At 49.2% G+C, this 12,071-nt stretch carries 12 protein-coding genes; 5 read left to right on the top strand and 7 right to left on the bottom strand.

The genetic code is table 11. The features are described from left to right. Window positions 1-58 precede the first annotated feature (58 nt). A complete protein-coding gene (locus tag AC0L4K_RS06270) occupies window positions 59-541 on the bottom strand; it encodes a Crp/Fnr family transcriptional regulator (RefSeq protein ID WP_473268612.1) in 483 nt (160 codons plus the stop codon). 407 nt (window positions 542-948) lie between these two features. On the opposite strand from AC0L4K_RS06270, the gene AC0L4K_RS06265 reads away from it, so the two are divergent. Beyond that, complete coding sequence (locus tag AC0L4K_RS06265) at window positions 949-1,344, top strand: DUF3461 family protein (protein WP_417227200.1); 396 nt, start codon at window positions 949-951, stop codon at window positions 1,342-1,344. Window positions 1,345-1,408: 64 nt separating this feature from the next. On the opposite strand, the gene AC0L4K_RS06260 is transcribed toward AC0L4K_RS06265, so the two are convergent. From AC0L4K_RS06260 to AC0L4K_RS06245, 4 genes are all read right to left on the bottom strand, one after another. Further along, complete coding sequence (locus tag AC0L4K_RS06260; RefSeq protein ID WP_473268611.1) at window positions 1,409-1,888, bottom strand: universal stress protein; 480 nt, start codon at window positions 1,886-1,888, stop codon at window positions 1,409-1,411. Between the two features lie 174 nt (window positions 1,889-2,062). Next, window positions 2,063-3,337 carry a TRAP transporter large permease gene (locus tag AC0L4K_RS06255; RefSeq protein WP_417227196.1) on the bottom strand — a complete coding sequence of 425 codons (1,275 nt, stop codon included), beginning with the start codon at window positions 3,335-3,337 and terminating at the stop codon, window positions 2,063-2,065. An 11-nt stretch (window positions 3,338-3,348) separates the two neighbouring features. After that, window positions 3,349-3,873 carry a TRAP transporter small permease gene (locus AC0L4K_RS06250; protein ID WP_417227194.1) on the bottom strand — a complete coding sequence of 175 codons (525 nt, stop codon included), beginning with the start codon at window positions 3,871-3,873 and terminating at the stop codon, window positions 3,349-3,351. A 227-nt stretch (window positions 3,874-4,100) separates the two neighbouring features. Continuing rightward, window positions 4,101-5,345 carry a TRAP transporter substrate-binding protein gene (locus AC0L4K_RS06245; protein ID WP_473268610.1) on the bottom strand — a complete coding sequence of 415 codons (1,245 nt, stop codon included), beginning with the start codon at window positions 5,343-5,345 and terminating at the stop codon, window positions 4,101-4,103. A gap of 494 nt (window positions 5,346-5,839) precedes the next feature. Between AC0L4K_RS06245 and AC0L4K_RS06240 the strand changes: the two genes are divergently transcribed. Next, entirely contained in the window at window positions 5,840-6,655 is an 816-nt protein-coding gene (locus AC0L4K_RS06240) for an IclR family transcriptional regulator (protein ID WP_417227190.1), read from the top strand. 79 nt (window positions 6,656-6,734) lie between these two features. Here AC0L4K_RS06240 and AC0L4K_RS06235 read toward each other — a convergent pair whose 3' ends face one another. After that, window positions 6,735-8,345, bottom strand: coding sequence for a GMC family oxidoreductase (locus AC0L4K_RS06235; RefSeq protein ID WP_417227188.1), 1,611 nt, complete (start codon window positions 8,343-8,345; stop codon window positions 6,735-6,737). A 332-nt stretch (window positions 8,346-8,677) separates the two neighbouring features. Between AC0L4K_RS06235 and pdxR the strand changes: the two genes are divergently transcribed. The 3 genes from pdxR to AC0L4K_RS06220 all read left to right on the top strand — a co-directional run bounded on the left by pdxR (window position 8,678) and on the right by AC0L4K_RS06220 (window position 11,047). Continuing rightward, window positions 8,678-10,177, top strand: coding sequence for a MocR-like pyridoxine biosynthesis transcription factor PdxR (pdxR, locus tag AC0L4K_RS06230; RefSeq protein WP_417227186.1), 1,500 nt, complete (start codon window positions 8,678-8,680; stop codon window positions 10,175-10,177). A 127-nt stretch (window positions 10,178-10,304) separates the two neighbouring features. Then, the gene (locus AC0L4K_RS06225) at window positions 10,305-10,826 is read left to right on the top strand and encodes a TSUP family transporter (protein ID WP_473268609.1); all 522 of its coding nucleotides are present in this window, start codon (window positions 10,305-10,307) and stop codon (window positions 10,824-10,826) included. 14 nt (window positions 10,827-10,840) lie between these two features. After that, window positions 10,841-11,047: a hypothetical protein gene (locus AC0L4K_RS06220; protein ID WP_473268608.1), complete on the top strand. Its 207-nt coding sequence runs from the start codon at window positions 10,841-10,843 to the stop codon at window positions 11,045-11,047. A gap of 90 nt (window positions 11,048-11,137) precedes the next feature. On the opposite strand, the gene AC0L4K_RS06215 is transcribed toward AC0L4K_RS06220, so the two are convergent. Beyond that, entirely contained in the window at window positions 11,138-11,977 is an 840-nt protein-coding gene (locus AC0L4K_RS06215) for a tetrahydrofolate dehydrogenase/cyclohydrolase catalytic domain-containing protein (RefSeq protein ID WP_473268607.1), read from the bottom strand. Between the last annotated feature and the right edge of the window lie 94 nt (window positions 11,978-12,071).

Here is a 12,071-nt window from a genome sequence, read left to right as displayed (position 1 = left end):
TTTAAAACAAGATCTTAGCTAAAAAATAGCGTCAAATACGCCATGCAGCCTCAACCCATTACTCAAGCTCGGCCAAGCGAATATCTGCTTCCCTTAATCGCCGTGACATCTCTCGCGCTAAGTTTAATAGCAGAATACCGAAGTCATTCGGCATCTGTTGCTGCAGATCGCTGAACAACCCAGTGCTGACCCGTAATAGATAGGTCGGCTGCGGCCCGGCATCCGCATCTCCTGCCCGACCATGCAGGCCGATCATGGCAACAAAGCCGATCTCCATGCCGCGGTGATATTGGCGAATCAAGGTCCGGCCGTTGCGACAGGGTTTATAAAAATCGATCTGACCATCTAACACCACATAAAAACAATCGACAGGGTCTTCATAACTAAACAGCCGCTCACCTGCGGCGGGCTGAAGAATATCCCCTTGTTCGAGTAAAAACATTAACGCATCATCGGACAATGCCCCTAATGTAGAGACATTTTTCAAATAGTCTTTATCATAAAGACCCAGTAACGCTTGCGCAGAGATGGTTGTCATCATGTTATTATCCTGGCCAATACCCTAGTCTTGTTATTATGTTGGCGAAACACCGACCCGAGCTACCTCAAGGCACCTCTTTACCCTAGCAGCAAACAAGCATTGCTGTACTGGCCCCAGCCTGTTTTAACCTTTGGCTCTATTGGTAGCCAAGGTATAGCGTTAGTATCCGCACGGCAGCAAGTGCTAAATGCTCCGCACCTAGGCCAGAGCCAGCCCGATAACCGCAACGACTGTTTCCATCTATTCAGCACCGCCCCAAGAGGCCCGGTGCAGGCGTCTGCGGCTCACTCTTGGATAAGAGAACGTCCTGAAAAGACGAACCAAGCATTTGTCATTAACAAGTGCCGTCACTACTGTTTGAGTCTGGTCTGCCTGAGATAGCAGCCCACTAATTGAGAATACTGAGAATGTCTGATTATCCAACCCTAAACAAAATGGGTATCACATCGGTAGAGAGTGTCGACAAGTACACTTTACGTCATCAGGGCGATACTGATGTGTTAAAAATTTACTATAAGCGTAACAAAGGCTCACTACTGTCTCGCAGTAAAAAGTTCTCTTTTGTACGTGGACGTAACGCGATCCCTCTTGAAGCCCGCAACTCGAAAGCCTTCGATACGGTGGAACGCATCAGCCCACAACTGCTACTGGCGTTGGAAGAGCTGAAGAGCTTAGCGGCAACCCGTAAAGAAGAACCACCAAAAGATCCAAAAGATAAATTCTTAACGGACCTCGACCACCTTGAAAAGGTGATGACCTCGAAAATCGATGAGATTCGTCGCCAAATCAAAGCGCTTGATTGATAATTCAGCCTGTTAAGTGCACACCTAACAGGCTGGTTTTTTTAGTACTAACACCACTCAATCATTAAAGCGGCACAACCAACACGGGCACTGTAGCTGCCTGTAATACCTTCTGCGCAGTAGAACCCATCAGTAACTTGCCGATCGACGAGTGTGTGCGGGTTCCCATCACAATCATATCCGCATTCAATTGCGCCGCCACTTTAATAATAACGTCTGAGGGTTTACCGGCTTCAAGATGATGCTCAATCAGGCCGGCAGGAATCTCCGCTGATTTAAGCTCCTCTTGAATGGCGGCATTCACCCGTTCAGTCATTTTATGCTTTAGGGATTGTGCCCCCTTATCTCGCAACGCTTCCAAAACGTCTTCCGATAAGTAGCTTTCGATCATCGTCTCAGTGGAACGGTTCATCGGTTCCATAACATGAAGATATGTGATCTTGGCATCATGCTTTATGGCTTCGCTAACCGCTCTAAAAAAGGCCGGACGGGACGCTTTGCCCATATCGGATGCGTATAAAATATGTTTCGTTTTTGGCAACATAATCTCACCTTGTTTTGTGTTCAGCAGATGCTGAAAGATAATCCGGCGCCCATTAACGCAGCGGATTAATCATCGTAAGCGGTCGATAAATGACCTTTTCCATACCCATACAGCGCGGCGGTAAATGGCGGGTGTCGACCTAGGCCAACACCCGCATTCCCCCCTGTAAGTACGTTAGAAAGACAGCATCCATAGACTGATTTGTGGAAACAACGCAACAATCACCCAGGTGACCGACAGTGCGTACAGGTATGGCAACACCGACCTGACAATCTGTAGATAGGGTATGCCGGTCATACTACTGGCAACATACAGGTTCAAGCCGTATGGCGGTGTAATAAAGCCGATGGCATCACCGATCAAGAACAGTACCGCGAAGTGAATCGGATCAACCCCGATGTTCATCGCAATAGGTGCCAGAATAGGCGCCAAGATAATCGTATTCGGCAAGCTCTCCAGCACCGTACCGGCAAGCAGCACCATAAACAGGCAAGCAAACAGAATCGGGTAGTAACCGCCCAGCATACCAATCACATCGGTCAAAAATGCTTTTGCGCCCAGCAGTGACAACACCTGTTGCATCACCACCGAAACCGCGATTAACGGCGCTAACATACCGGTGATCTGACCGGAACGCATCATGATGGTTGGTAACTGCGACAATTTAAGTTCGCGGGTCACCAGCACCCCAGCCAGTAAGCAGAATCCGGTGGTCATACCCGCCGCTTCTGTCGGTGAAAAGGCACCGGAATAGATCCCCCAAAGGACAATACCAATCGCCAGAAAACCTAACCAGGCGCGCAGGCCCGTCTTGAGGGCAGTCTTCATACGGAAAGGTGTCAGTACACCCCAGCCGTGTTTCTTGGCCATATACCAGCAGACCAGCTGCATCGCGATAACCATCAGGATACCGGGGATAAGACCGGCCATAAACAGATCACCGATCGGCAGGTTCATCATGAAGCCATACACGATAAAAATAATACTCGGTGGAATAATGATACCAACGGTGCCGCCGGCTGCGACGGTCGCTGCGGCAAACGTGGAGTCGTACTTACCTTTGGTCATTTCGGGGTGCATAATGCCCCCGATCGTCGCCGTAGTAGCCGAGTTCGACCCGGATATCGCGGCAAACATACCGCAGGCGCCCAACGAAGCCATCCCCAAACCGCCCCGTAACCAACCCAAACAAGCATAGGCAAAGTCAGATAAGCGTTTTGCGATACCGGCGGCATTAATCAAGTCGCCGGTGAGAATAAACAGAGGTAAGGCCAATAAGCCGTAGAAATTAAGCCCTTCATAGAGGGTCACGCCGACGTTCGCCAAGGTAAAATCAATCACCAAGCTGACACCCACCACCCACAGTGAAATGACCAAAAAAATAGGGATACCCAGAATAAACAGACCGGTGACACCAAGGCTGATCAGGGTTATTAGTAATCCATCCATCTCAGTTCTCCTTAGTCAAACATTGCAGTCTGAGCGGTTAACGGACGCCCAGCTTTGTAAGTACGAATATCCTGGCGCAGATTCTGAATCACCCGTACCAGCAATAGACTCCAGGCTAACGGTGTTGCGGTGTAAAACCACCACTGCATCACATCATCGGTGCCTTGCACGATGGCAAAGTTATCGTAGGCGATATAGACCTGTTCAACGGAAAAGAAAATGACCACCGCACCCATGATGAACCAGCACAGCGCATCAATCAGTAAGCAGATAAACTGCCCCTTGTAAGGAAGTCGCTCACGTACTTCGGTGAAGCGCAGATGCGAACGACGCATCGTGTTATAAGAAGCGCCCATCCAGGCCAGCCAGAGGAACATATAAATCGGGATTGTGGTGCTCCAAGGTGCCTGTTCATTGAAGAAGAACCGACGGAGAACCTCGACAAAAATAATACCTGCCATCGAAGCATAAGACGCGAGAATCACGCTTTTCTCGATGTTGCGTTCAAACGCGCTAAACATAGACCCAAATGTCATGTTGTTAGCCCTCCGGACGAATTGGCCAGCATAGTCCGACCTTTTTTAGTTGAAGTATTTCCACCCAAAATCACGGTGACTCTCCATTTATTATTGATCTAGTACGAAGATGCTTCCCCACATACAAATCAGAACTACCAACAGTGATGACAGCCAGAAAAATTGATCTGATGATGGGAAGGTAACACCAACCGGGCAACGCCAGCCGGTGCTTATAAGCGATAGGGTTAGCTTTTCCACCAACGCTGAGGCTCAACATTCTCCGCCAGCATATCGCGAGGTAGCTCACGGGCGATGCGATGAATAGAACCATAGGTATCCTGGCCACCTGACCACTTATCAAGACGGTCACGCCATTTAGCCCAAGGCTCAGGATTGAACTCAGGGGCACAGATGCGTTCAGCTTTAGCACGTTCGGCATCCGACAGCGCCGCCATACGAATATTGTGCTTATCGAATAGCGTACCCGGCAGTGATGGCGTGGTCGCCCCCACGGTGTTAACCAGCGCGGCTTCCTGAGCGGCTTGAATCTTAACCTGTGTTAGGTAAGAGGATTCCATTACCGCATCCTGTAACTCGCCACTGAAACTATCGAACATGCTGGCACTCATCATGGTCGCTTCAGTGCCGCAGAAGAACCGCAGATCAACCGACTGAGAGATCACTGGCGACATATTGGCATACGCCACCGCACCGGCCCAGGTTTCAGCCCCGTCGATCAAACCCTGCTTCAAACCATCAAGGGTTTCAGACCAAGCGATAGGAACCGGGTTGAGTTCCAACAGCTGCATAGCAATGCGACCGAGCTGCGTACCGGTTACCCGGTTCTTAGTGCCACGTAACTGCTCAATGCTGGTAATCAACGGCTTATCCGCCCAACCAAGACCCATCTGCAAACCGCGCAGCTCACAATGAGAGAAGAGGAATTGTAGACCGTGTTTCGTCCGTAATGGGTCACGCAGTAGTTTTTGGCTGTCTTTGTGATAGAGGAAGTGATATTGCGACGCCCGGGTTGGGAACATGTAAGCATAGTCCAACACGTTTAGGTAAGGCGCACCACCCGCCGAGTTCTGGGTTGAGGCGGTGAACATATCAACAATACCCTGCTGGGTTTTCTTGACACAGTTCAACTGTCCACAGATCTGATTGTCACCCACAAACTCAACGCGAACTTCACCATCAGTACGGTCTTCTATGTCTTTCAAGAAATCCAGACAACCAGCACGTTCGATAAGAAGGTTTCGTTCGTTAAAGCCCGAGGCACCAAACGTCAACGTATGTTTCGCTGGTTTTTTAAAGCGTCGTTTTGAATTTGCATCAGCGGCTTGAGCAAGCTGCGGTAGAGAGAAACTCCCCAAAGCAGTTGCAGCCAGCATAGTCGAACTCATGCCATAGGCAGAGGCAATACGGAAAAAATCACGGCGGGAAACAGTGTTCTGTTTCTGAGCAGAGGAGTTTCTTTGCTTCTCCATTGTAAACACCCTTATTTATTTTTATGCGATTTAGGGATAACTCAACCAGACAACTCGTCAACGGCGCTGGCTGCCCATTTAATAAAACACATCATTAATGTTATTTCAAACATTTATTGATAACAAAAGTCTCATTAAAGATAAATTATGTAATATTATTTGGCTTAAATTTGCTCACTCTTAAGTATTACAGCCCTGCAGCCTTGAGAATTCGGGGGCTACCGGCAAGCATTTGAGGAGCAACAGGCTAATAGGTGGTGAAAAATAAATTCACTTATCTGCTAAAAAAAATCCCCTTAGTCTGTATTAATTAAGACTAAAGTCTCGTTTTTCATTAAAAACGTAATAAACCGAGTGGAAAGCGAATACGGTAGAAACCCAATAAAGCGATCAATATCGCAGATAAAAATATGCACAATACTGTTATAATGAGACTCGCTTATGATTAAGCAGCATAATATGGCACTTATTGTAAACAGAAGGATATATCGTTCATGGCCAGTTCCGCCGGCAAAGAAAAAAGCTCGTCCATCCTCAGAGTTCTACAAATTCTACAAGTTGTTGCCAACGCCACCCGCCCGATCACACCGACCGAGATCAACCAGACCCTAAAGCTACCAAAACCCACCATTCATCGTCTCTGTAGTCAGCTCGAAGAAGAAGGCTTCCTGCAGGCCCGTATGGATGGCCGAGGACTGTTACCCGGCCCAGCCCTCAACAAAGTGGCGCAAGGCGTCTTAAGCAATAACGACTTCCTGCGCACGGAGCGACATCGAATCCTGCAGCGACTGTCGGAAAAACTTGGCGAGACCTGCAACATTTCTATTCCAGACGGTGGTGAGATGATCTACTTCGATCGGGTCGAAACCCACTGGCCACTGCGTGTGCAGTTACAGATAAATGACCGAGTGCCGCTGCATTGCACCGCCAGTGGGAAGCTGTTTCTCAGTGAGTTAAGCAGTATTAAGCGCTCTAGATTGCTAGAGAAGTTATCACTCGACGCCCATACACCGAATACTCTCACCAGTGTTGAACAGCTAAAACCTGCCCTGCGAAAAATCCGCAAAGAGGAAGTCGGCGTAGATAACGAAGAGTTTCTGCTGGGAATGGTGGCCGTAGCCGTACCGATCAGAGACAATCAAGGCAGAATGTATGCCGCCCTTGCGATGCATGCACCGACCGCTCGATTCTCACTCGAAGACGCATTGAAGAATATCCCACATATGCGCGCATCCGCCGCAGAACTGGCGTCACTAATGAATGATAACGATGGCGATAATGGTGACGATGACGACACCGACGAGCGATAAGCCGCGGATAAAAAGCCGCCCTGTCACAACAGGGCGGAAAATCCACAAATAGTCAGGGTAGCGGCTAAGTCATAGCGGACTAAGCACGACGATCTTGCTTGATCATATCAGCAGCCTTTTCAGCGATCATAATGGCTGGCGCATTGGTATTACCCGACACGATAACCGGCATAATGGAACAATCGACCACTCGCAAACCGTCAATACCATGTACCCGTAAGCGCTCATCAACTACCGACATCTCATCCTGGCCCATTTTACAGGTGCCCGTCGGATGATAGATGGTGGTCGCTCGGTTGCGGGCGTATTCCAGCAGTTCGGCATCCGTCTGGTGCTGCACACCCGGTTCATGCTCCTCTTTAATCAACGGTGCCAGCGCCGGAGCATTGATAATATTACGTGTTACCTTGATCGATTCGATCGCAGTTTTTTGGTCTTCTTCAGTCGCCAGATAGTTCGGATGGATCGCCGGATAATCGGTTGGGTTTGCACTTTTCAGCTCAATCCGTCCAGTACTCGTCGGCCGTAACTGACATACGGAAGCGGTAAAGGCTGAAAACCGATGGGTACCGTCAGCAGGCTTATCCGCGCTCAACGGCTGCAGGTGATACTGAATATCCGGCCGCACCATCGTTTTGTCAGTCTTAGTGAAGATACATACCTGACTGGCCGCCATGGTTAACGGCCCGGTTCTGAACATGGCATACTCTAGCCCCATCATCACCTTACGCAGAGGATTATTGACCTCATCGTTCAGGGTAATCGGCTTATTCACCTTATAGATGGTTCTGATTTGCAAATGATCCTGAAGGTTCTTGCCAACACCCGGCAACGCTTTCACCAGCGGAATATTATGCTTATCCAACTCTTCTTTCGCGCCAATACCCGAGAGCATTAACACCTGCGGCGAGTTGATCGCGCCAGCAGAGAGTATGACCTCCTGATTACAGCGCACCGTATGCTGGATACCCTTAATGGTAAAGGTTACGCCAACGGCTCGGTTGCCTTCAAATTCGATCCGATCAACCTGCGCTTTGGTTTTAGCGGTCAGATTAGTCCGTTTTAATGCTGGCCGCAGAAAGCCAACCGCCGTGCTACAACGGGTTCCATTACGATTGATAGTCAGTTGGAAATAGCCGACACCTTCCTGAGTCTCGCCGTTGCTGTCTTCGTTGCGTGGAATACCAACTTGCTCTGCGGCAGCAATAAATTTATCGCAGATTTCACGCTTAATACGAATATTCGATACGGCTAACGGGCCATCAACACCATGATACTGATTAGCACCACGTTCCTGATTTTCCGACTTTTTGAAGTACGGCAATACCTCATCATAAGACCAGCCCTGATTGCCCAACGCGGCCCAGTTATCGTAGTCTTCTCGCTGACCACGTACATAGAGCAAACCATTGAGTGAACTAGAGCCCCCTAATACTTTACCCCGAGGCCACTGTAATTGACGGTTATTGATACCCGGGTCTGGTTCGGTCATATAGCACCAATCCGTTTTCGGATTGTGCATTGTTTTGAAATAACCGATCGGAACATGAATCCAAGGATTTGTATCCTTACCGCCCGCCTCTAATAACAACACCGTTTTATCAGAATCTTCGGATAAGCGGTTCGCCATTACACAGCCGGAAGAACCCGCACCTATCACGATATAGTCGTAGGCCTTTTCTAAAGACATCACAAGTACCATCTCATTTTATTTTTATTCACCAGACCCGCTCCACCAGCGCTTAACAGCCCAAAAAACGGGCCATTGAAACCAGTTAAATAGCGGTCGCACCGTCAAAAAAACAACAATATTGTTGAGATTTGATACTCGCAGTATCGTTTCCACAAAACATTAAATCAACACTTTTTTGCATTTTTGAAATATTTTGTCTCATTTATTATTGTAATTGTTATTTTTATGACTATCATTGACCCATACTGTTTCCTAGAACAGGTCTCAGTGATTAACCAAATACGCATTCCGACAGGCCGAACTAAAAATATAAAAAGGTGGAAAGGATCATGTCAGCACTGTTTCATCTCGACCGCGACAATAATGCAGCAACACTGCAAAAACAGATTCGTGAACAGCTCGTCACCGCCATTCTGGGTGGGTTTCTCCCCCTCGATGAAGCGCTTCCCTCTAGCCGACGGTTAGCCAAAAGCCTCAATGTTGCGCGCAACACCATCGTCTTGGTTTACGATGAACTGGCCGCGGATGGCTATCTCATTACCCGCGAACGCAGCGGCTACTTTATCGACCCCCGTTTTTTACCGGACATGGCCAAAAACGAAACCAGCGATGCTGCAGAAGATAAAAGCGATAAAGTCGACTGGGGTACCCGGCTTAAAATCAAACCCGCGACACCTCCCAATCCAACCGAGGTACATGCTTGGCAGTCCTATCCCTACCCCTTTGTATACGGTCAACTGGATAGCAACCTATTTCCCATCGACAACTGGCGTAAATGCTGGCGTGATGCGGTGAGTGTTCAGGCCATCAGGGATTGGACCTCTGACCGCTATGACAGCGATGACCCACTACTGATCGAGCAGATCCAGAAACGGATCTTGCCAAGCCGTGGCATTAATGCGGAAAAAGATGAAATATTGGTCACCATCGGTTCGCAACAGGCGATCTATCTGCTGACCCAACTGCTGGTGAATGAAACCTCAAAATTTGGCATTGAAGACCCCGGTTATACCAGTGCCGCCCATGTCGCTTCGGTACAGGGTGCTGAGGTTGTTAGCCTCGCGGTCGATAAAGATGGTTTGGTGGTCGATCACCATTTAGACGCGTGCGATGCGCTCTATACCACGCCGAGTTATCAATGCCCGACCACGGTAACCATGCCGTTATCGCGCCGCCAACAACTGCTGGAAAAAGCTCATCAGCAAGATATCATTATCATTGAAGATGACTATGAGATGGAGATGAATTTTGATTGCAAACCAACGCCTGCACTAAAAAGCCTCGATCATGATGACCGAGTACTCTATATCGGCAGCCTCTCCAAAACACTGGCGCCAGGGTTACGCATGGGCTTTATGGTCGGCCCTAAGGCACTGATTCAGGAAGCCAGAAATCTGCGCCAACTGATGCTTCGTCATCCACCTTTGAATAATCAACGGGCTGTGGCGCTATTTCTATCGCAAGGCTATCATGACGCCCTATTACGCCGTCTGGCCCGCAACTTTCAAAAACGTAGTGATGTGCTCGCCAGTGCGTTAGATGTTCATCTACCCGGCAGCTATACCCGCCCGAGCGGCGGCTCATCCTTCTGGTGCAAACTCCCCAAAGGCGTTAGCGGCAATAGCGTCAAACAGGCAGCAGCCCGCCGTGGACTCTTAATCATCGCCGGTGACAGTTATCACTTTGGTTCACACCTGCCGGATAACTTTATCAAACTGGGTTTTTCCGCCATTCCGCCGGAGGCCATTGAACCGGGCATCGCTATGCTTGCCGAAATCATTGCTGAACTATCGGCCCAACTGCGTCCAACCCTGTTACGGGTCAGTTAGGCGCCAGAGAAACCCGCCGACTGGATCTATCCCGATAAAACCCCGTTTATTTATACTCTAAACGCAACCGGGATCGATCCAATTCAGCGCCCCTGCGACCAACCGAAACTCTGCTACTGAGGCCAATATGCCATTAGATCAGCTCGCCGCTTTTATGCTTTTCGTCGCCCTGGGCACCTATGTGCAAACAGTCACCGGCTTTGCGATGGGTATGATCATACTCGGCTGTGTAGCGCAGTTTGAATTGGCGTCGGTGACCTTTACCTCGGTCATTATCAGCTTATTGATGCTGGCAAATGGGCCGATCGCATTACGAGGAAACCTACGCCACCTCGATCTCAAGATAATGCTATGGTCCCTCGCCGGATTATTCCCGGCACTGCTGCTTGGTGTATTTCTATTAAACTATCTCAGCAGTGACTTTACCCAGGTGCTGCAAGGGTTGTTAGGCATCACCATCATCTTCGGTGGGCTATTCATTATGCTCAAACCTGATCCTTTACCCAGCCCAAGTTCAAATTTAACCTTCTCGATCGCCGGTGCAGCGGCCGGCATTTTTGGTGGACTGTTCAGCATTGCCGGCCCCCCTTGGTCTACCAACTTTACCGCCAACCCTTACCTTTACAGACCATTCGACTCTGTTTGCTAGCCATGTTTCTGGTGATGAATATGATTCGCTTATGTGTCTTAGGCCTGCAGGGCCAACTCAGCCTCGATATGCTTTGGAACGGCTTAATCTGCATCCCGGTAGTGGCAGCATTCACCTTAATAGGGAAATATTATCCGCCACCGTTCAGTGATACCACCATGCGCCGTTTAGCGTTCGGGCTACTGATCATTATCGGTATCAGCTTGGTTATTAGTGCTTAAATCGAGCACATATCCCTCGACACATGCACAAAAAAAGGCCGATACATTAAGAGCATCGGCCTTTTCTAAAATGATCGTTAACGCGTTGCTCTAACCTCTTCGCTCCGCGGACGCCAATGTTTGGCTAATCAAGGCATTGATAGTCATCGGGCCTACGCCGCCGGGCACAGGGGTCAATGCAGCCACGCGCTGCTCTAAACCGATTTTTTCGATATCACCAATACCACCGGGGTGATAACCGGCATCGACCACCACTGCGCCATCTTTAATCCAAGCCGCTTTGATCAACTCTGGCTGCCCGACGGCACCAACAACAATATCAGCCTGTGAGATCAGTGTGGCCAGGTCTTTTGTCCGCGAGTGACAAATAGTCACGGTCGCATTCGCATTCAACAACATCGCTGCCATCGGTTTACCCAATATGGGACTGCGTCCCACCACCACCGCATGTTTACCCGATAGGTCAATATCATAGTGCTCTAGCAGCGTCATGATGCCCGCTGGGGTTGCCGAACCAAATGCGTCTTCTCCCATCGACATCAAACCGAAACCTTGGGTGGTTACACCATCCACATCTTTTTCAATGGCGATCGCATCAAAGCACGCCCGCTCATCGATCTGCTCGGGCACCGGATGCTGTAATAAAATACCGCAGACATCTGCATCGTTATTCAAACGCTCGATGACCTCCAACAGCCCTTCGGTTGTGGTGGACTGCGGCATATCAACTCTCATCGAGCCAATGCCGACACGACCACAGGCGTTTACTTTCATCTGTACATAGGTGGCTGAAGCGGGGTCATTGCCAACAAGAATTGTTGCCAAAACCGGTTTTCGACTGCCATTAGCCGTTAACATTTCGACCGCCGTATGCAATTTTTGCTCTCGGCTTTTCGCCAACGCTTTACCATCCAAAATCAATGCAGACATCGATTGAACCTCATTATTTTAAATCATCAGCCCGCTTCACTGCGTGAAAGGCGTGCCTAAAACCAGTCGTTATTCGTATGAAGCCGCCATACAG

The organism is Amphritea sp. GJ51-11, from assembly GCF_055808735.1.
Note: the sequence above shows the minus strand (reverse complement) of the source record. Positions and strands in the feature narration are given on the sequence as shown.